This window comes from Rhizobium sp. BK529, assembly GCF_014194105.1.
GTDB lineage: Bacteria > Pseudomonadota > Alphaproteobacteria > Rhizobiales > Rhizobiaceae > Rhizobium.
Genome location: NZ_JACIAU010000001.1, coordinates 690,860 through 708,831, shown reverse-complemented (window position 1 = coordinate 708,831; position 17,972 = coordinate 690,860). Strand labels below are relative to the sequence as shown.

General features: G+C 60.0%; 20 protein-coding genes. 9 read left to right on the top strand and 11 right to left on the bottom strand.

Annotated elements, in window-relative coordinates; genetic code table 11:
• Nucleotides 1-90: 90 nt before the first annotated feature.
• The 3 genes from FHX08_RS03470 to FHX08_RS03460 are packed head-to-tail and all read right to left on the bottom strand — an operon-like array spanning nucleotide 91 to nucleotide 3,777.
• The gene (locus tag FHX08_RS03470) at nucleotides 91-1,110 is read right to left on the bottom strand and encodes an ABC transporter ATP-binding protein (protein ID WP_132653905.1); all 1,020 of its coding nucleotides are present in this window, start codon (nucleotides 1,108-1,110) and stop codon (nucleotides 91-93) included.
• Complete coding sequence (locus FHX08_RS03465; RefSeq protein WP_132653904.1) at nucleotides 1,098-2,792, bottom strand: iron ABC transporter permease; 1,695 nt, start codon at nucleotides 2,790-2,792, stop codon at nucleotides 1,098-1,100. The genes FHX08_RS03470 and FHX08_RS03465 overlap by 13 nt, the downstream gene beginning before the upstream one ends.
• 7 nt (nucleotides 2,793-2,799) lie before the next feature.
• Nucleotides 2,800-3,777: an ABC transporter substrate-binding protein gene (locus tag FHX08_RS03460; protein ID WP_132653903.1), complete on the bottom strand. Its 978-nt coding sequence runs from the start codon at nucleotides 3,775-3,777 to the stop codon at nucleotides 2,800-2,802.
• 236 nt (nucleotides 3,778-4,013) lie between these two features.
• Here FHX08_RS03460 and FHX08_RS03455 point away from each other — a divergent pair, with 236 nt between their 5' ends.
• The 3 genes from FHX08_RS03455 (at nucleotide 4,014) to FHX08_RS03445 (ending at nucleotide 6,717) form a co-directional block, all read left to right on the top strand.
• Complete coding sequence (locus FHX08_RS03455; RefSeq protein ID WP_132653902.1) at nucleotides 4,014-4,352, top strand: hypothetical protein; 339 nt, start codon at nucleotides 4,014-4,016, stop codon at nucleotides 4,350-4,352.
• 167 nt (nucleotides 4,353-4,519) lie between these two features.
• Nucleotides 4,520-5,578, top strand: a complete 1,059-nt coding sequence (locus FHX08_RS03450) for an aldo/keto reductase (RefSeq protein ID WP_132653901.1) — start codon at nucleotides 4,520-4,522, stop codon at nucleotides 5,576-5,578.
• A gap of 95 nt (nucleotides 5,579-5,673) precedes the next feature.
• Complete coding sequence (locus tag FHX08_RS03445; RefSeq protein WP_132653900.1) at nucleotides 5,674-6,717, top strand: DUF2278 family protein; 1,044 nt, start codon at nucleotides 5,674-5,676, stop codon at nucleotides 6,715-6,717.
• A 23-nt stretch (nucleotides 6,718-6,740) separates the two neighbouring features.
• On the opposite strand, the gene FHX08_RS03440 is transcribed toward FHX08_RS03445, so the two are convergent.
• Nucleotides 6,741-7,958 carry a PLP-dependent aminotransferase family protein gene (locus FHX08_RS03440; protein ID WP_132653899.1) on the bottom strand — a complete coding sequence of 406 codons (1,218 nt, stop codon included), beginning with the start codon at nucleotides 7,956-7,958 and terminating at the stop codon, nucleotides 6,741-6,743.
• A gap of 313 nt (nucleotides 7,959-8,271) precedes the next feature.
• On the opposite strand from FHX08_RS03440, the gene FHX08_RS03435 reads away from it, so the two are divergent.
• The 4 genes from FHX08_RS03435 (at nucleotide 8,272) to FHX08_RS03420 (ending at nucleotide 10,716) form a co-directional block, all read left to right on the top strand.
• Nucleotides 8,272-9,369, top strand: coding sequence for a branched-chain amino acid aminotransferase (locus FHX08_RS03435; RefSeq protein WP_132653898.1), 1,098 nt, complete (start codon nucleotides 8,272-8,274; stop codon nucleotides 9,367-9,369).
• Between the two features lie 201 nt (nucleotides 9,370-9,570).
• Complete coding sequence (locus FHX08_RS03430; RefSeq protein WP_132653897.1) at nucleotides 9,571-9,819, top strand: type II toxin-antitoxin system ParD family antitoxin; 249 nt, start codon at nucleotides 9,571-9,573, stop codon at nucleotides 9,817-9,819.
• Nucleotides 9,806-10,108, top strand: coding sequence for a type II toxin-antitoxin system RelE/ParE family toxin (locus FHX08_RS03425; protein WP_132653896.1), 303 nt, complete (start codon nucleotides 9,806-9,808; stop codon nucleotides 10,106-10,108). The genes FHX08_RS03430 and FHX08_RS03425 overlap by 14 nt, the downstream gene beginning before the upstream one ends.
• 20 nt (nucleotides 10,109-10,128) lie before the next feature.
• On the top strand, nucleotides 10,129-10,716 hold the full coding sequence (locus FHX08_RS03420) for a bifunctional 2-polyprenyl-6-hydroxyphenol methylase/3-demethylubiquinol 3-O-methyltransferase UbiG (protein WP_132653895.1): 588 nt from the start codon (nucleotides 10,129-10,131) through the stop codon (nucleotides 10,714-10,716).
• Nucleotides 10,717-10,767: 51 nt separating this feature from the next.
• Here the strand turns inward: FHX08_RS03420 and FHX08_RS03415 are convergent, their stop codons facing one another.
• The 4 genes from FHX08_RS03415 to FHX08_RS03400 form a co-directional block, all read right to left on the bottom strand.
• Nucleotides 10,768-11,184, bottom strand: a complete 417-nt coding sequence (locus tag FHX08_RS03415; RefSeq protein WP_132653894.1) for a type II toxin-antitoxin system VapC family toxin — start codon at nucleotides 11,182-11,184, stop codon at nucleotides 10,768-10,770.
• The gene (locus FHX08_RS03410; protein WP_132653893.1) at nucleotides 11,184-11,441 is read right to left on the bottom strand and encodes a type II toxin-antitoxin system Phd/YefM family antitoxin; all 258 of its coding nucleotides are present in this window, start codon (nucleotides 11,439-11,441) and stop codon (nucleotides 11,184-11,186) included. The genes FHX08_RS03415 and FHX08_RS03410 overlap by 1 nt, the downstream gene beginning before the upstream one ends.
• A 100-nt stretch (nucleotides 11,442-11,541) precedes the next feature.
• Nucleotides 11,542-12,561 carry a ketol-acid reductoisomerase gene (gene ilvC, locus FHX08_RS03405; protein WP_132653892.1) on the bottom strand — a complete coding sequence of 340 codons (1,020 nt, stop codon included), beginning with the start codon at nucleotides 12,559-12,561 and terminating at the stop codon, nucleotides 11,542-11,544.
• Nucleotides 12,562-12,607: 46 nt separating this feature from the next.
• Nucleotides 12,608-13,273 (bottom strand): TetR/AcrR family transcriptional regulator, encoded by a 666-nt coding sequence (locus FHX08_RS03400; protein ID WP_132653891.1) that lies wholly within the window; start codon nucleotides 13,271-13,273, stop codon nucleotides 12,608-12,610.
• Nucleotides 13,274-13,446: 173 nt separating this feature from the next.
• On the opposite strand from FHX08_RS03400, the gene FHX08_RS03395 reads away from it, so the two are divergent.
• Nucleotides 13,447-13,803 (top strand): DUF4087 domain-containing protein, encoded by a 357-nt coding sequence (locus tag FHX08_RS03395; RefSeq protein WP_132653890.1) that lies wholly within the window; start codon nucleotides 13,447-13,449, stop codon nucleotides 13,801-13,803.
• 2 nt (nucleotides 13,804-13,805) lie between these two features.
• On the opposite strand, the gene FHX08_RS03390 is transcribed toward FHX08_RS03395, so the two are convergent.
• Nucleotides 13,806-14,714: an AraC family transcriptional regulator gene (locus tag FHX08_RS03390; protein ID WP_132653889.1), complete on the bottom strand. Its 909-nt coding sequence runs from the start codon at nucleotides 14,712-14,714 to the stop codon at nucleotides 13,806-13,808.
• Between the two features lie 199 nt (nucleotides 14,715-14,913).
• Between FHX08_RS03390 and FHX08_RS03385 the strand changes: the two genes are divergently transcribed.
• The gene (locus FHX08_RS03385; protein ID WP_132653888.1) at nucleotides 14,914-15,960 is read left to right on the top strand and encodes an NAD(P)-dependent alcohol dehydrogenase; all 1,047 of its coding nucleotides are present in this window, start codon (nucleotides 14,914-14,916) and stop codon (nucleotides 15,958-15,960) included.
• Nucleotides 15,961-16,016: 56 nt separating this feature from the next.
• On the opposite strand, the gene FHX08_RS03380 is transcribed toward FHX08_RS03385, so the two are convergent.
• Both FHX08_RS03380 and FHX08_RS03375 read right to left on the bottom strand, forming a co-directional pair.
• Nucleotides 16,017-17,282 carry an NAD(P)/FAD-dependent oxidoreductase gene (locus FHX08_RS03380; protein WP_132653887.1) on the bottom strand — a complete coding sequence of 422 codons (1,266 nt, stop codon included), beginning with the start codon at nucleotides 17,280-17,282 and terminating at the stop codon, nucleotides 16,017-16,019.
• An 88-nt stretch (nucleotides 17,283-17,370) separates the two neighbouring features.
• Nucleotides 17,371-17,832, bottom strand: coding sequence for an Lrp/AsnC family transcriptional regulator (locus tag FHX08_RS03375; protein ID WP_132653886.1), 462 nt, complete (start codon nucleotides 17,830-17,832; stop codon nucleotides 17,371-17,373).
• Between the last annotated feature and the right edge of the window lie 140 nt (nucleotides 17,833-17,972).

The following is a 17,972-nucleotide window of genomic DNA, read 5'->3' as shown; positions in this document are numbered from 1 at the left end:
ATTCCAGCAAAAGTGTGCAGCGGTTTTTGCGTCCGCAATTGCGTGAGCATTCCAGAAGACGAACAGGCGCTTTGCAAAGCCGTTTGTCCCTCATAGCCGCCAGCCGGCGCGGATGACGACGTGCACCGCCTCATCAGGCACGACCGCCACACGGCTGTAGGCGCGCAACATCTGACCGTTGCCGAGCGCCAGCTTCACCGCGTAACGCTCACCTTCGAAGAGCACGGATTGAACGGTCGCAGGAACTCCCTCGCCGCCGATGACAACGTCTTCCGGCCGAACAAGAATATCGACGCCATCAACATTGGCAGCATGCAGCGCTCCCTCCAGCTCGTCCCACTCCAGCTGGCGCTCGCCGCCCATGACCGGCAGCGTGATGATCGCGCCGCGGCCGATCAGACCGCCGACCATGGGCCCCTCCGGCCGCGCATAGATTTCCGCCGGCGGCGCCACCTGCAACAGCCGCCCCTCGGACATGACCGCGACATCGGTCGCGAGCGCCATTGCCTCGCTCTGATCATGCGTCACATAGATCATCGTGGCACCGGAGCGCTGATGGAACTCGCGGAACGTCTCCTCCATCTCCTGCTTCAGGTGCCGGTCGAGATTGGCGAGCGGCTCGTCGAGCAGCACGACATCCGGCGATGTCACCAGGCAGCGGGCGAGCGCCACACGCTGCCTCTGGCCGCCGGAGAGATCGGCCGGTCGCCGCTCGGCATAATCGGCGAGGCGCACAGTCGACAGCGCCCTACGCACCTTGATCTTGTAGGCCTCGCCGGAGATGCCGCGCACCTTTAAGGGATAGCCGACATTATCGGCCACACTCATATGCGGCCAGAGCGCATAGGACTGGAAAACCATCGCCATGTTGCGTTTTTCCGGCGGCAGCGATCGTGAAGCGTCTGCCAGCAGCCGCTCGCCGAGATGGATGGAGCCGTCGCTCGGCGTCTCAAAACCGGCGATCATGCGCAGCACCGTGGTCTTGCCGCAGCCGGAGGGACCAAGCAGCGCCAGGAAACCGCCTTCGCGCACATCGAGCGAAAAGCCACTGACAACAGCCCTGCCCGTGCCGAAATCCTTGGCCACCTGATTGAGGATCAGCTTCGCCACGGCACCACTCCCTTGGGCAGATGTTTCGCCAGAAGCTCCAGAAGCAGCATCATGGCGACGACCATGAAGACGACAAGGACGGAGAGCGCCGAGGCAAGATCGGAACTGCCGCTGTCATCGAGATTATAGATGGCGACTCCGAGCGTCTGAGTGCCTGCCGACCAGAGCAGCGCTGAAATTGTCAGCTCATTGCAGGCAATCAGGAAAACGAGGATCACGGATGCGCCTGCCGCCGGCGCGATCAGCGGCACGATAATATCCTTCAGCCGCCGGAAGAAGCCAGCGCCCGAAAGCCGAGCCGCCTCCTCCAATGCCGGATCGAGCTGGTGAAAGGCACTGACCACAGGCTTCAGGCTGACGGCGAAGAAAGAGGAGAAATAGGCGACGAGAATGATCCAGACCGTGCCGTAAAGCGTCACGTTCAGCACCGGGATCGGAGCTGCGAACACAAGGATGAAGCAGACTGCCACGACGATGCCCGGCAGCGAATAGGGTATTTCGACTAGGCTGGAGACGATGCGCGACAGCCTGTCTCTGCGCCGCGTCAATGCATAAGCCGCCAGTACCGTCACGCAGAGCAGGCCGACCGCCGCGCCGCTTGCGAGAGACAGCGAATTGATAAAGGCGGTGCGCGTCACCGCCTGCCGGAAGAGGATTTCCTCGAAGGCATGGAACGTCATGGTCTTGAAGGTGAGCGGCACGCCATAGGCCGGCACCAAGGCACCTGCGACGAGCGCAAAGAAAGGTGCCGCCAGCATGAAGAATAGGATGATCCAGAGGAGTGGTGCAAAGAAAAGCTTCCACCGGCCGAGCTCGAAGGCGGCCGCGGCGCCTGAAAGACCAATGACGCGATAGTCGCGCCCGCGCAGCGCCCGGTCCTGAATAGCTAGCCCGGCGACAGAGATCAGTGCGATGATCGCCGACAGCAGCGCCACATCGCCAAAGGTGCGGCTGGAGAAGGCGGTGAACTTGGAAAAGATCAGCGTCGGCAGGGTGAAGATCGAAGCCGGGATGCCGAGAATGGCGGGAATTCCGAAATTGCCGGTGCATGAGACAAAGGAGATGGCCGCACCCGCAATGATGCCCGGCAGCGACAGCGGCAGGATAATATCGCGGAACACCCGAAGGCTCGACGCACCCGACAGCCGCGCCGCCTCCACCCCGTCGCGCGGCAGGGTCATCAGCCCTGCCCTCAGCGCCAGATAGACGAGAGGCGCGTGCTGCACGCCATAAAGCAGCGCAATGCCGCCGACCGAATAAAGCGGCTGCGGCGATCCCATCGGCGGGGCGATATGCAGCGCCTTCAGAAGCGGGCTCGACGGCCCTGACATCTGCACCCAGGCAAGCGCGGTGACCTGCGGCGGGATCATCATCGGCAGCACGAAGAAGAAACTGAGCGGCCCCTTGGCCGGTATATCGGTCAGCGTCAGCAGATAGGCAAAGGCGCAGCCTATGAAGAGCGAAATGATGGTACCCAGGATCGCCGTAAGGATGGTGTAATAGACGGCCGACCAGACCATGGGATCGGACAGAACCACCATGACACCGCCATTGGCAAAAGCGGAAATGCCGACGATCGCGAGCCGCGCCAAAGGCAGCACGCTGAGGAAAAGCACCACACAAACAATAAAAGGAAACAGCCAGACGGGCTGACTGTTTCCTGGACGTACATAGCCCTGCATGGGTCTATTATTTCGAACCGAACAGATCCGTAAAGGTCTTCAGATCCTTGTCGGTATTCTCTAGCGCTTGGGCAGCATTGACCGGCAGAACCTTGATCGTGTCACGTGCCGGGAAGCCATCGGGCAGCTTCATGCCGTTGCGGGCCGGGATGTAGCCGAGTTTCAGGAAGCCTTCCTGGCCCTTTTCGGAGAGCACGTAATCGACGAACTTCTTGGCGGCGTCGACATTCTTGGCGCTGGCGAGAATGCCGACCGGCTCGGTGACGGCCGAAACGCCTTCGCTCGGGAAGACGAACTCGAGCGGAGCGCCCTTGGCCTTTTCGCGGATCGGCAGGTAATCGACGACCATACCGTAAGCCTTCTCGCCCGAAGCGACGGACTTCAGGACGACGCCGTTGCCGCCGGAAGCGACAGCGCCGTTATCGGCGAGCGACTTGTAGAAATCCCAGCCGAGCCCCGGAACGGCAGCAAGCGTCTGGGCGTGGATGAGAGCGGCACCCGAAGCAAGCGGGCTCGGCATGGTGACGAGGCCCTTGGCTTCCGGCTTGGCAAGATCCTTCCAGCTCGTCGGCTTCATGGCAGCCGAGGTGTTGTACATGATGCCGGTCGTGATCAGCTTCGTGGAATAGTAGTAGCCGTCGGCGTCGTAGAGAGCGGCGTCGTAATTGGCTGCTTCCGGCGACTTGTAGGCGAGCAGCTTGCCGTCTTCCTTGAGGCGCTCGAGCGTCACGACATCGGCGATCAGGAGAACGTCGGCAACCGGGTTGCCCGCCTGGATTTCAGCCTGCAGCTTCGCCATGATCTTCGGCGTACCGTCGCGCACCCAATCGACCTTGATATCGGGATTGGCGGCCATGAAGCCGTCAACGGTCGCCTGCGCATCTTCATTCGGCTGGCTGGTGTAGAGGACGAGGCTGGCAGCGGAAGCCGGGATCGCGAGAAGGCTCGCGGCGAGCAGTGCAGCGGCAGAAACTAGAGTTTTCATGGAAGGTATCCTCGGATGGTGATGCCCCTCCTTATTCGGGGTGTTTTACAGCGGTGTGACAGGGAACGGTAGCTTCGATCTGGCCGACGATGCCATTGATTGGCCATACCTTCCCATCTTTCTTTCCGACAAAAATGCGTACTTTCCCGGTAGGGTTTAAACCAAAACCATATTAACTTAAGATTGTATCATTTACCTCTGCAACGCCGATCCATTTTCACTATCCTGGAGTTTGCATGAAGATCCGAATTGTGACCCTGCTTGCCTGCGCGAGTCTCGCCGCATGTCAGACGACAGCCGGTAAACCGTCCAAAGATTTGAAGGATTATCCCGAGGGTGTCGCCTACAACGACTGCCTCTTGTCGCGCGCAGTTGCGTATGCCCCGCAGAGCGGCTCGCCATTGGAATTGGGATTGATCGCTGCCAACTCCTGCAGTTCTTCACGTCAGGCCTTGCTCGACGCCGTCAGCAAAAATGAAAGCCCGGGCTTCGTCCGCGAATTGTCGCGCAGGATGGAGCGAAGCCAACCGCTCGTTGCAGCGGATATGATCATCGCTTTGAGGACAAAGAAATAGCGCTTGTTACGGGCTACATACGTCGCGCTCGCATAGAAACCCATTGTCTAATATCCTCGCACAGGCGTCGGCAAAGGCGTAAATACGCAGGCGTGAACGGCATCGAGCTTGCCTCGGCATTGCGTTGCGGTACGTCAGTCAGGCCATTTTCATGAGGAGGAATTTCAATGGAATATCGTTTGCTCGGCCGATCCGGCCTTAAAGTTTCCACCGTGACCATGGGCACGATGACCTTCGGCGGCGTCGGCTGGGCAAAGACCGTCGGTGACCTCGGCGTGCAGGAAGCCCGCCGCATGGTCGATATCTGCCTCGATGCCGGCGTCAACCTGATCGATACGGCCAATGTTTATTCCGATGGCGAATCGGAGCGCATCATCGGCGAAGTGCTCGGCGGCAAGCGCCCGAACGGCGTGCTGCTCGCGACCAAAGCTCGCTTCGGCATGGGCGATGGCCCGAACGACCGCGGCCTGTCGCGCTACCATCTGATCCGCGAGTGCGAGGCGAGCCTCCAGCGCATGAAGACCGATGTCATCGATCTCTATCAGGTCCATGAATGGGATGGTGAAACGCCGCTCGAAGAGACGATGGAAGCGCTCGATACCCTGATCAGGCAGGGCAAGGTGCGTTATGTCGGCTGCTCGAATTATTCCGGCTGGCACATCATGAAGGCGCTCGGCATCGCCAACGAATACAAATACCAGCGCTTCGTCAGCCAGCAGATCCACTACACGCTGGAAGCCCGCGACGCCGAATATGAGTTGCTGCCGATCTCTATAGACCAGGGCCTCGGCGTGCTCGTCTGGAGCCCGCTCGCCGGCGGCCTTCTCTCCGGCAAGCATCGCCGCAATGCCGTAGCCCCCGAAGGTACCCGCCAGTTCGCCGGCTGGACCGAACCGCCGATCCGCGACGAAAATCGTCTCTGGAATATCGTCGAGACGCTGGTGGCGATCGGTCGGGAACGCGGTGTTTCGGCAGCACAGGTCGCACTTGCTTGGCTGATCGGCCGCAGGGCGGTCACATCGGTCATCATCGGCGGTCGCACCGAGGCGCAGTTCAAGGACAATCTTGCCGCCGCCGACCTGAAACTCTCGGATGAGGAGCGCAAGCGCCTCGACGATGTCAGCGTACCGCCGGTGATCTACCCCTACTGGCATCAACTGAACACGGCAAACGACAGACTGAGCGAAGCCGACATGGAACTCTTTGCGCCGCACGTGAAGAAGTAAATTCTCTAAAGCGTTGCATGGCGGAAAACCAGCGTCACAAAAGCTGCGTTTCGCCATGCTATCGTGGCACCTCGTCCCCCCACCACGAGTTCACCATGCTCCGGAATTACAAGGTGCTGAAGGGCACGGCTTCGGCGCTCGCCCTTGACGACGACAACGATCCTCATATCGAAATCCGCATCGAGGCCGGCGGCACAAGCTATCGCATCGCCCTCAACGTGCGCTCGAAGGAATCGCCGCACGACTTGCTTTACGCCAATGTCACGGATTTCCAGCACGCGGAGCTGACCGCAGAGCTTGCCGCCCTGCCGATGGGTCTTACGGACATCAGGGGAGACCGCAAGGATCTCGCTATCGACTATGTGCGCGGCGGCATGATCGAGCGCGAGGACATGAATGTCGCCCCGTTCCAGCTCGACGGGCCGAAGAACGACCTGCGCGATTTCATCGAGCCGATCGTGCAGGAGGGCATCGCCGACAAATCCATCCACTTCTATGCTTTCGGCGAAGCCTGGGGGCCGGAGCAGAACAAGCCGGATGAATATTTCGGCTTCGAGCCCGGCAACGGCATCCACGACATCCATATGAACCAGGGTGACAGCGGCAGCTTCAGCGCGACCAGCGGCCCCAATCAGGACGGGGCGCTGCTGATCCAGTTTTCCGATGAAGACCATTGGGCAGCGATCTTCCTCGGCTTCCAATCGCAGAACTGGAATACCGACGCCAATACAGGCCGCCCCGTCGGCGACAACAGAGGCGGTCAGGGCCGCGGCGAAGGCACCCGCCGTCCGCAGCCGATCGTCGCTTCGTCGCTGCGCATCGTCGCTGCGATGATCAATCCGGTGAACCATCCCGACGGCACCGAAGATGAGACGGTGACGCTGGTCAATCGCTCCGACGTTACGACATCGATCGAAGGCTGGTCGCTGGAAGATGGCGAAGGCCGCCGCCAGAAGCTCTCGGGTTCGCTCGCTCCAGGCGAATTCCGCACGATCACACTCGACCCGGAAAATGGCGGTCCGCAACTCGCCAACAAGGGCGGCGATATCATCCTCATCAATGCCGATGGCGCGGTCGCCGACCGTGTCGGCTACGGCAAGAGCGAAACCGCGAATGAAGGCTGGACGACGATTTTCTGATCGCCGCCCATTCTTGAATTATATCAGCCGATCTCGCTGGCAATCAGTTTGCCGAGACGGCTGATGCCCTCGTCGATCATCTTTTCGTTGGCGCAGGAGAAGCTGACGCGGAATGTGTTGGCGCCCGAACCATCGGCAAAGAAGGCCTTGCCCGGGACGAAGGCGACCTTGGCGCTTTCGAGGGACTTCGCAAGCAGCTCGGCACCGTCCATGCCCTTGGGCAGCGTGACCCAGATGAACATGCCGCCTTCCGGCTTCGTCCAGCTTGTGCCCGCAGGCATGTATCTTTCGAGGGCTGCCAGCATGCAGTTGCGGCGATGGCTGTAGGCGGCCCTGATCTTGGCGACCTGCGCATCGAAACCGCGCTCGGCGACTTCCGCAATCGCCATCTGGTTGATGGTCGAGGAGTGCAGGTCGGCTGCCTGTTTCATCAGCACCAGTTTGCGGATCACGGGCGCGTTGGCGACGATGAAACCGACCCGAAGGCCAGGCGCCAGCGTCTTGGAGAAGCTGCCGCAATAGATCGTGCGCGTATTGTTGATATGGCCCTTCTCGACAATCTCCAGCGCGAGGATCGGCGGGATCGGATCGCCATCGTAGCGCAGCGACTGGTAGGCCGCATCTTCGATGACCGCGATGTCGAGCTCTTCAGCAAGCTTCAGGAGCTTTTCGCGGCCATCGCGGTCGACGGTTTCGCCGGTCGGATTGGAGAAGTCTGCCGAAAGATAGGCGAACTTTACCTTGCCGCCCTTCTGGGCGGCGGCTTCGCGGTAGGAGGCCGGCGTGCGGTTGCCGCCGGGCGTCAGCTGGTCATAGGCAGGCTCATAGGCATTGAAGGCCTGCAGCGCGCCGAGATAGGTCGGCCAGGTGACGAGTGCCGTATCGTTGGGCGAGAGGAAGAGCTTGCCGAAATAATCGAGGCCCTGCTGCGAACCGGAAACGATGAAGACATTGTCGAGCCCGCAGGGAATGCCGAGAGCGGCCATCTGCTTGACGAGCCATTCCCGCAACGGCTTGTAGCCTTCGGAAACCGAATATTGCAGAGCAGAGTTGACGGCCGAACTGTCGAAAATCTCCGCATAGGCCTGCTTGAACTCCTTGTCCGGAAACAGCGCCGGATCCGGAATACCGCCGGCAAAGGAGATGATGTCAGGCCGGTCGAGAAGTTTCAGGAGCTCGCGGATCTCCGAAGCGCGCATCCTCGAAGAGCGCGTCGCAAACATTGCGTCCCAGTTCAGCATGGATGTTTCCTCATTTTTTGTAATGCCTGCAGCTCGCCATGGGGGAGAAATTATGTCAATAATACTGACCTATTTTCTTTTCACTGTGACAAGTTTAGGATCCTATAATTGAAAGCCTTGAGGCCGATCGGGCTGACATCGGAGATTTCACCCAACCAGATCGAATGGCTTGCCTCGCTTGTGAAGGTTCGCCACATCAGGCGTTTATTCCTCTGATCAAAAAGCCGAAACCGGCTGATTCAGACCTTTCCAAAACCGGCCCGGCGGCAGTAGTGTGCCGGCCATTATTCAATGGACTATCAAGGTGCCAGCAATGACCGCGACGTCGACCTCTCCTGAAATCACAATCGAATTCCACAAGTCTCCCGTCCCCGACGCCGACCGCATCAAGGCACTGGAAACGCCCGGCTTCGGCAAGATCTTCACCGATCACATGGTTTTGGCACGGTGGACGGCCGACAAAGGCTGGCACGATGCGAAGGTTACGCCGAGGCGTCCTCTGGAGCTCGATCCCGCGAGCGCCGTGCTCCACTATGCCCAGGAAATCTTCGAAGGCATGAAAGCCTACAAGGCAGACGATGGTCGGATCCTGCTCTTCCGACCTGAAGAGAATGCCCGCCGCTTCGCGAAATCGGCTGCCCGCATGGCAATGCCTGAAGTGCCGGAAGACCTTTTCCTGAAGGCGGTCGAAGAGCTTGTTCGCGTCGACAAGAACTGGATTCCCTCCGGCGACGCCAGCCTCTACCTGCGCCCCTTCATGTTCGCCAACGAGGCATTCCTCGGCGTTCGCCCGGCCCAGGAATATATCTTCTGCATCATCGCCTCCCCGGTCGGCGCCTATTTCAAGGGCGGCGCCAAGGCCGTCTCGCTCTGGGTCGAGACCACGTATACCCGCGCAGCCGCCGGCGGCACGGGCGCTGCCAAGTGCGGCGGCAACTATGCAGCCAGCCTCGTCGCACAGGCAGAAGCAGCAAAGAAGGATTGCGACCAGGTCGTCTTCCTAGATGCTGCCGAGCATCGCTGGGTCGAGGAACTCGGCGGAATGAACGTCTTCTTTGTCATGAATGACGGATCGGTCGTTACTCCGCCGCTCGGCGGCACGATCCTGCCGGGCATCACCCGCGCCTCGGTGATCGTGCTCGCCAAGGAAAAAGGCCTGCGCATCGAGGAACGCCCCTACTCCTTCGAGGAATGGCAGGCAGATGCTGCCAGCGGCAAGCTGGTCGAAGCCTTCGCCTGCGGTACGGCCGCGGTGCTCGCCGGCATCGGTCTCGTGCGCCACGCCGGCGGCGAGTTCAAGGTCGGCGACGGACAGACCGGCAAGCTGACCACGGATCTGCGCCAGCAGCTCGTCAGCCTGCAGAAGGGCATCACGAATGACGAGCGCGGCTGGACGCGCCGCGTTCTGTGATCTGAACTCCGGATAGCGGGATCGCGATGGCGACACAGACTTGACTCTAAAAAGATATCTTGAAACCGGGCGTACTGCCCGGTTTTTTTGCGGTAAGAGATCCTACGAAAGCCAGGAAGCTCTTGCTTCAATCGGAGCTTGAGAAATGCTAGTTTCCTCCCGGGATAGCTCGCACTGGAACTTACTGACGGTATCGATTCAATGACGAAGATGACGATTTCACTTCCGGATAGTCTGGCAGACTACATCGCTGTCCGTGTGACCAGCGGTAAGTACAGCGACGCCAGCGCGTTTTTTCGCGATCTCGTCCTCCGCGATCAGGAAAACCACAAGTTCGATGATGACGAACTGCGAGACATCCTGAAGAAGGCCGAGCAGAGCGGCCGGAGCGATAGACGCATTCCGGACATTCTGGCAGACAAGAAGGCAAAGTTGCGTGGCCGCATATAGGCTTACTCAAACCGCAGACGCCAGGCTTTCAGGCATTTACGAATATTCCCATCTCACCTTCGGCGAAGCGCAGGCCGACGCCTATTTGATTGACCTGCACAGGATTTTCGAACTTCTCGCAGAAACGCCTTTCATGGGAAGAGACTGCAGCGAACTCGGCACCGGCCTTCGCCGCATCCTTCATAGACGGCATGTCGCCTTCTATCGCATAATGCCGGAAGGCGTGCTCATCGTCTATATTATCGGAGCTGACCAGCTCCCAGAAAAACATCTTCGGCCCGACCAATAATTAGGATCGATATTTTTCTCATGTCCAACAATGATACGTCCGCTTTCTACCACGACAATGCGGAAACTTACGCGACGCGCGATCGTAAGCCACCCACAACAAGGCTCGACGCCTTCCTCGCTGCCCTCCCCGAGCAGGCGCGCATTCTCGAACTCGGCTGCGGCGGCGGACAGGACTGCGCCTACATGCTGTCGAAGGGCTTCGAAGTAACACCGACCGACGGCTCGGCCGAGCTTGCCCGGCAAGCCGAAAAACTGATCGGCAGGCCGGTGAAGGTCATGGGCTTCGAGGAGCTTGCCGCATACGAAGAATTCGACGGCGTTTGGGCCGAAGCGAGCCTCCTGCATGTACCCCGCGCCGACCTCGCCGGCGTTCTTGCCCTCATCCGCAACGCTCTGAAGGAAGACGGCATCTTTCATGCGAGCTTCAAGGCCGGCACCGCCGAAGGCCATGATGGTTTCGGGCGTTACTACAACTATCCTTCAAGGGAATGGCTGCAGGACTTACTCGTTGCCGGCGGCTGGAGAGACGTCACGATCAACGAAGCGGATGGCGGCGGTTACGACGGTAAGCCGACCCGCTGGCTATATCTTGCCGCCCGTAAATGAAAAGGCCGGAGCTTTCGCCCCGGCCTTTCGCAATGCCACTATGAGAACCAGTTAATTGACGTCTCTATAGTCGAATGGGTTGAAAACCTGGACAGGAAAGGCCTCGAAATCACGGGTATTCCGGGTCGCTACGGTCATATTGTGCACAATCGCCGTTGCAGCGATCAGACAATCCTCGATCAAGTCGTCCGACGACCGATCCATCAACTCGGCCCATTTTCGGAAGACAGCCGCGGTAGCAGGCAAGACCGGCAGGGAAAGCAGCAGGCCGTCCAACCACGCCTCAATTTCTCGAGCCTTCGCGGCATCCTGCCGGCGCGTCATCTCGATGCCGGCCTGGATTTCGCCAGCAGTGACCGCCGCAATATGAAAGCTTCCTTCCGCAAGACCGTTGAACCAGCTCAAAACAGCCCCGTGCGGCTTCCTGCGCCGAAGTTCAGATATGACATTGGTGTCGAGGATATACATTACTCGAATACGACAGGCTTGCGCCGCTTCAGACCGCCTCTCGGTGGAATATCGAGTTCAAATCTCGGCTCCGGTGCAAGAAGCACCTCTTTCGCCGTCGGCCTTGCCCTTTGCTTGAGCCTTTCCCATTCGTCGACCGAGATCAGCACAGCCTTCGGCTCGCCACGCTTGGAAACGAGCTGCGGTCCCTCTTCAAGCGAGGCATCCAGCATTTCGCTGAAACGCGCCTTCGCATCCTGCACCTGCCATTGACGCATCGACTTTCTCCTGACTAGTCAGAAACCTAGTCTTTTAGCGGCCAAATAACAAGGCCGGAGCTTTCGCCCCGGCCTCTCGCAAGCACAGTCCGAGAACCGCTTAGTTGACAGCCTTGTCGACCAGCTTGTTCTTGCCGATCCACGGCATCATGCCGCGCAGCTTGGCGCCGACTTCTTCGATCTGGTGAGCGTCGTTGTTGCGGCGGATGCCCTTGAAGCGGGCCATGCCGGAACGGTATTCCTGCATCCACTCGGAGGTGAACTTGCCGGTCTGAATGTCCTTCAGCACGCGCTTCATCTCGGCCTTGGTTTCTTCGGTGATGATGCGCGGACCGGTGACGTATTCGCCCCACTCGGCCGTGTTGGAGATCGAGTAGTTCATATTGGCGATGCCGCCTTCGTAGATCAGATCGACGATCAGCTTCACTTCGTGCAGGCATTCGAAATAGGCCATTTCCGGCGCGTAACCGGCTTCAACAAGCGTTTCGAAACCGGCGCGGATGAGCTCGACGAGACCGCCGCAGAGAACGACCTGTTCGCCGAAGAGGTCGGTTTCGCACTCTTCGCGGAAGTTGGTTTCGATGATGCCCGAACGGCCGCCGCCGACGCCGCAGGCGTAGGAGAGGGCGAGTTCAAGTGCATTGCCGGAAGCGTTCTGGTGAACGGCAACGAGGCAGGGAACGCCGCCGCCCTTCTGGTATTCACCGCGAACGGTGTGGCCCGGGCCCTTCGGGGCGATCATGACGACGTCGACCGAAGCCTTCGGCTCAATGAGGCCGAAGTGAACGTTGAGGCCGTGTGCGAAGGCGATGGCAGCGCCGTCGCGAATGTTCGGAGCGATATCGGCCTTGTAAATGTCGGCCTGCAGTTCGTCCGGGGTTGCCATCATCATCAGGTCCGCCCAGGCGGCAGCTTCGGCAACCGTCATGACCTTGAAGCCGTCGGCTTCGGCCTTCTTGACCGTCGGCGAACCGGCCTTGAGTGCGATGACGACGTTCTGGGCGCCGGAATCCTTGAGGTTCAGCGCATGTGCGCGACCCTGCGAACCATAGCCGATGACGGCGACCTTCTTCGACTTGATGAGGTTGAGATCGGCATCACGATCGTAATAGACGCGCATTGAAATTCCTTCCCTTTTGCTTGTCTTGTTGACTGTATAAAACGGGTCAGCCGAGGATCGGCATCTCCGCCAAAACCTTTTCCGTACCGTATAGGCGCAGGAAAGCGGTCACTGCCTTCTCCGCCTGACGCGCGGTATCCTTCAGGCCCGGCTCGCCGAGCAGCATGCGTACATGCAGATCGGAAACGACGAGACCGTAAAGCGTATGGTAGGCTTCGTCGGCATCCATGAAACGCAACAACCCTGCCCTCTTGCCGGCATCGATCAGCGCCATGGCACGGCGGTCGATCTGCCGGCGGCCGCGCTCGAGCAGGAGCTTGCCGAGCTTGGAGCCGTCGCGATGCGCCTCCGTCTTGTTGATTTGGCCGATCGCCAGCCGGTTCAGCGCCAGCGACACGTCGCCGGCGAGAACTTCGAGCAGGTCACGGGCGAAAATCACGAGATGGTCGTGCAGGCTCGTATAGGTCAGCCGCTCGCCGCTGCGCTCGAAGGTGCGCACCTTGCTCGCCTGATAGGCGATCATCGCCGACAGCAGACCGTCACGATCGCCGAACCACTTGTAGAGACTTTCCTTGGAGCAGTTGGCAGCGCGCGCCACACCCGAGGTCGTCAGCGCCTTCTCGCCGCCATCGACGAGTAGCTGCAGCGCCTGCTCCAGAACAGCGTTCTGGCGTGGCGAAAACTCGCTTGGCTCTGCGACATCGACTGACACGGTTCCAACTCCCCATTTACGTACCGTACGGTACGGTTCGTGGCGTTTATGCGCCAGAACGCAGGCTCCCGTCAAGAAGCATCAGCAGATTTTTTCATCTCATATGAAACAGCGGAATTCGACTGTTCGAAGGCGAGCAAATGGGTGAGCATTCGGCCTCAAGGAGAATCGCCATGAAGAGAACAGCATTTGCCGCCGCCTTGTCGCTCGCCCTCGCCGTTCCGGCTATTGCCGCCGAGACGCGCTGCGGCTGGCTCGAGAACCCGACGCCTGCCAACTGGTGGCTGGACGACGCGGAAAACACCTGGACGATCATGACGCAGGGAGCCGACGACGAGCCCCAGGGCATGGACCTGATCCCTGATATTTCCGAGCACGACTATGTGCGCACCAACGGCAATTACGGCTATGCCTGCGCCTGCCTGAGCGTCGAGACAGACGGCAAGGAACGCATCACCCGCATCCTCTCCTTCCGCCAGCTGGCACTTGCCAAGTGCCGCAACGACAAGGCGCTGAAATTTCCGGGCTGAGCCTATTCTGCAGCGATGGCGTCTCGCGCGCCGTCGACATCGCGCGCCGGCGATGCGCCATAGAGGCGACTATATTCGCGGCTGAACTGTGACGGGCTCTGATAGCCGACCTGATGGCCGGCCGTACCCGCATCGAGCCGTTCCACCAGCATCAGCCGCCGCGCCTCGTGCAGGCGAAGCTGCTTCTGATACTGCATCGGCGTCATTGCCGTCACCGACTTGAAGTGGTGATGGAAGGAGGACGCACTCATGCTGACGTGATCGGCAAGATCCTCGATGCGCAGCGGTCGGGCGAAGTTTTCCTTCAGCCAGGCGACGGCGCGCGCGATCCTGTTGCTGTGGCTGTCGGCCGTCGCGATGTTGATCAGCCGCTCGCCATCGGGCCCGGTCAGTATCCGATAGAGGATTTCCTGCTCGATCAGCGGCGCCATGGCCGGAATGTCATTTGGACGATCGAGCAAGCGCAACAGGCGCAGGGCAGCGTCCAGCAGCTCCGGCGGCGCGACGTTGACGGTCATGCCGCGCTGGCCGTCGGTGTGGGACGCTGGGCGCGGAATATCAATGCGGCTCAAGAGCTCCAGCAGCTTTTCGGAGTCGATCGCGAGCCCCAGACAGAGATGCGGCACTTCCGGGCTTGCTTCGGCGATGCGCCAGGCGACCGGCAGATCGAGCGAGGTCAGAAGATAGTCTCCGGTTCCGTAACTGATGAATTCATTCCCGAGGCGCAGGCTCTTGGCGCCCTGCAGCACAAAGGCAAAGCAGGGCTTGTAGCTGCTGTGCAGCGGATCGCTCGGGTTCGAGCGCCGGCTGATGTGGAGATTGCCGATTGCGGTCCGAAACTCGCCATCGCCGGGCGCAAAGCGCATCGCGATATCGACGATTTCCCGATAGGGATTGAAAGGCAATGTCATCGGCAATTCTTTCTGTCTGGCGCCAGCGATACCGTCTCTATGTAAAGACGCTTTTTCATTTCGCAAACAGGTGTCCGGCTCACTTTTGCAGGATCGTGCAAAAAGCTGAGAGTATCGCTCTAACGCTTTGACGTCGTTCGGCGCGATAGTCCGCTCACCCTCTCACCCACCCCTCCCAAATCGAAAAAGGATGGTTCCCATGCCTATCGCTAGAGGCTACGCCGCGACTGACGCTTCCAAGCCGCTGACGCCCTTCACCTTCGAACGCCGCGATCCAAATCCGGATGATGTCGTCATCTCCATCAAGTTTGCCGGCATCTGCCATTCGGACATCCACACCGTCCGCAACGAGTGGAAGAACGCCGTTTATCCGATCGTACCGGGCCATGAGATCGCCGGCATCGTGACTGCCGTCGGTTCCGAAGTGACCAAGTTCAAGGTCGGCGACCGGGTCGGCGTCGGCTGCTTCGTCGACAGCTGCGTCGGCTGCGCCTCGCGCGACGTCGATCTGGAGCAGTATATGCCGGGCCTCGTCGGCACCTACAACGAGTTCGAAGCCGACGGCAAGACCCGCACCCAGGGCGGCTATTCCGACTCGATCGTCGTCAAGGAAGGCTATGTCATGTCCATTCCGGACAACCTTCCGCTCGATGCGTCCGCACCGCTGCTCTGCGCCGGGATCACGCTCTATTCGCCACTGCGCCACTGGAAGGCCGGCCCCGGCAAGAAGGTCGCGATCGTCGGCATGGGCGGCCTCGGCCATATGGGCGTCAAGCTCGGTGCCGCCATGGGCGCTGATATCACCGTCCTCTCCCAGACCCTCTCCAAGAAGGAAGACGGCCTGAAGCTCGGCGCCAAGGAATATTACGCCACCAACGACGCGGAAACCTTCACGAAGCTCGCCGGCACGTTCGACCTCATTATCTGCACGGTCAGCGCCGAGATCGACTGGAATGCCTATCTCCGTCTCCTGAAGGTGGATGGCGCCCTCGTCGTGGTCGGCATTCCCGAGAATGCGATCCCGGTCCACGCTTTCTCGCTGGTTCCCGGCCGCAAGAGCATTTCCGGCTCGATGATTGGCTCGATCAAGGAAACCCAGGAAATGCTCGACTTCTGCGGCGAGCACAACATCGTCTCCGAAATCGAGAAGATCAACATCCAGCAAGTCAATGAAGCCTACGAGCGCGTGCTGAAGAGCGACGTGCGCTACCGCTTTGTCATCGATATCGCCTCACTGGCAGCGTAACGAAACAGAGAGGGCGGCTCCCGGGCCGCCCTTTTTCTTTACAGCTCATTCGCGCCCTACCCGTCGTCGCGCATCGTCTCGCGCTGGGTGATCAGACGGGCGCTGTGCTGGCCGCTGAGATAGATCCACAGCCAATTCCAGGCGACCGTGAAGCGCGAGCGCGTGCCGATCAGGAAGTAGATATGCGCAAGGCCCCAGATCCACCAGGCGATCCAACCCTTGAGCTTGATCCGGCCGAAATCGATGATCGCAGCACTCTTGCCGATCGTCGCCAGGCTCCCTTGATGAAAATATTTGAACGGCGCCGGCGCCGGCTTGCCCGATATGCGGGCGCGGATCACCTTTGCAACATAAGCGCCCTGCTGCTTGGCGGCCGGCGCAATGCCCGGCACCGGCTTGCCGTTCTCCTGGGTCACGGAGGCGGTATCGCCGATCACGAACACATCCGGCAGACCGGGCGCCGTCAGATCCTTCTCGACAATGGTTCGCCCTGCCCGATCGGCCGGCACACCGAGCCACCGCGCTGCATGTGAGGCCTGCACGCCCGCCGCCCAAACAATCGTCCGGCTTGGAATGAAGGTCTCGCCAACAGTCACGCCATCGACGGTGCATTGCGTCACCGGCGTTCCCGTCAGCACCTCGACGCCGAGCTTTTCCAAGGCTGCTCGCGCATAGGCCGAAAGCTCCTCGGCAAAGGCCGGCAGGACGCGGGCGCCTGCCTCGATCAGCACGACGCGAGTCTTGCGCGTGTCGATGTTACGGAATTCTTTTGGCAGCGTGAAATGCGCAAGTTCGGCGATGATGCCCGCAAGTTCGACGCCTGTCGGGCCTGCGCCGACGATGGAGAAGGTCAGGTATGCATCGCGCACGGCCGGATCGCTTTCCACTTCCGCCCGCTCGAAGGCGAGCAGTACACGACGCCGGATCGTTGTCGCATCTTCGAGTGTTTTCAGGCCGGGCGCGACGGGCTCCCATTCGTCATGGCCGAAATAGGCATGCGTGGCGCCGGTCGCCAGCACCAACGTATCGTAGTTCAGCACCATGCCGCTGCGCAGCGAAACACTCTTTGCTTGCGGGTCGACGCCATTGACTTCGCCGAGCAGCACGGTCACTTCGGGCCGGTCGGCATAGAGATGGCGGATCGGCCAGGCGATCTCGGACGTGGACAGAATGGTCGTTGCCACCTGATAAAGAAGCGGCTGGAAGAGATGGTGGTTACGCCGGTCGATGAGCGTGATCCTCACGCCCGCACCTTTCAATCCGTTGACGAGCTGCAGCCCGCCAAAACCGCCGCCGACAACGACGACGTGATGTTCGCTCATGACCCTACCCTTTCGTCATTGCGCTGCAACAAATGTCGCCTTTCGAACGAAGGATTCAACCACCGTTTCGGCATGTCTGCCCACAGCGTCAGGCATAGGAAACGGGTATGGACGTACCCTGTTTCAGGAGTTCCATAGAGATCGAAGCCGACACGTCGAAAAGCTCGATCCGCCGCACGATCCGTTTGTAGATGACATCGTAATGCTCGACGCGCGGCAGCACGACCTTCAAGATGTAATCGTAATTGCCAGTCAGCCGGTGCGCTTCGACGATCTCGGGTATATCGCTGATCGCCCGCCGGAAGCTCTCCGTCCATTCGTCGGAATGATGCGCCGTCTTGACGAGCGCGAAAACTGTCGTCGGCACGCCCATGCGCTCCCGGTCCAGCACGACGATGCGTCGCGCTATATGACCGGTCTCCTCCAGCCGCTGGATACGCCGCGAGCAGGCCGAAACCGAAAGCGCCACCTGTTCGGCAAGATCGGTCACGGAGATGCCTGCATTCTCCTGCAGCATATCGAGAATCCGCCTGTCGCGATCGTCGATCATGATTGCACTCCTCACGCCCGAAATTTGCGAGATACCGAAAAACGACGCGAAACATTAGCATATATCGCGATAAGAGCACAAACTTTGCAAACAAACGGCGCCCGATTTACCGCATCATCAGCGCATCTTAGAACACCAGA

What these genes read in the sequence shown, in the direction of transcription:
- FHX08_RS03465 (WP_132653904.1), bottom strand. Translation starts at nt 2,792, where the DNA reads ATGCAGGGCTATGTACGTCCAGGAAACAGTCAGCCCGTCTGGCTGTTT.
- FHX08_RS03460 (WP_132653903.1), bottom strand. Translation starts at nt 3,777, where the DNA reads ATGAAAACTCTAGTTTCTGCCGCTGCACTGCTCGCCGCGAGCCTTCTC.
- FHX08_RS03455 (WP_132653902.1), top strand. Translation starts at nt 4,014, where the DNA reads ATGAAGATCCGAATTGTGACCCTGCTTGCCTGCGCGAGTCTCGCCGCA.
- FHX08_RS03450 (WP_132653901.1), top strand. Translation starts at nt 4,520, where the DNA reads ATGGAATATCGTTTGCTCGGCCGATCCGGCCTTAAAGTTTCCACCGTG.
- FHX08_RS03445 (WP_132653900.1), top strand. Translation starts at nt 5,674, where the DNA reads ATGCTCCGGAATTACAAGGTGCTGAAGGGCACGGCTTCGGCGCTCGCC.
- FHX08_RS03440 (WP_132653899.1), bottom strand. Translation starts at nt 7,958, where the DNA reads ATGCTGAACTGGGACGCAATGTTTGCGACGCGCTCTTCGAGGATGCGC.
- FHX08_RS03435 (WP_132653898.1), top strand. Translation starts at nt 8,272, where the DNA reads ATGACCGCGACGTCGACCTCTCCTGAAATCACAATCGAATTCCACAAG.
- FHX08_RS03430 (WP_132653897.1), top strand. Translation starts at nt 9,571, where the DNA reads ATGACGAAGATGACGATTTCACTTCCGGATAGTCTGGCAGACTACATC.
- FHX08_RS03420 (WP_132653895.1), top strand. Translation starts at nt 10,129, where the DNA reads ATGTCCAACAATGATACGTCCGCTTTCTACCACGACAATGCGGAAACT.
- FHX08_RS03415 (WP_132653894.1), bottom strand. Translation starts at nt 11,184, where the DNA reads ATGTATATCCTCGACACCAATGTCATATCTGAACTTCGGCGCAGGAAG.
- FHX08_RS03410 (WP_132653893.1), bottom strand. Translation starts at nt 11,441, where the DNA reads ATGCGTCAATGGCAGGTGCAGGATGCGAAGGCGCGTTTCAGCGAAATG.
- ilvC (WP_132653892.1), bottom strand. Translation starts at nt 12,561, where the DNA reads ATGCGCGTCTATTACGATCGTGATGCCGATCTCAACCTCATCAAGTCG.
- FHX08_RS03395 (WP_132653890.1), top strand. Translation starts at nt 13,447, where the DNA reads ATGAAGAGAACAGCATTTGCCGCCGCCTTGTCGCTCGCCCTCGCCGTT.
- FHX08_RS03390 (WP_132653889.1), bottom strand. Translation starts at nt 14,714, where the DNA reads ATGACATTGCCTTTCAATCCCTATCGGGAAATCGTCGATATCGCGATG.
- FHX08_RS03385 (WP_132653888.1), top strand. Translation starts at nt 14,914, where the DNA reads ATGCCTATCGCTAGAGGCTACGCCGCGACTGACGCTTCCAAGCCGCTG.
- FHX08_RS03380 (WP_132653887.1), bottom strand. Translation starts at nt 17,282, where the DNA reads ATGAGCGAACATCACGTCGTCGTTGTCGGCGGCGGTTTTGGCGGGCTG.
- FHX08_RS03375 (WP_132653886.1), bottom strand. Translation starts at nt 17,832, where the DNA reads ATGATCGACGATCGCGACAGGCGGATTCTCGATATGCTGCAGGAGAAT.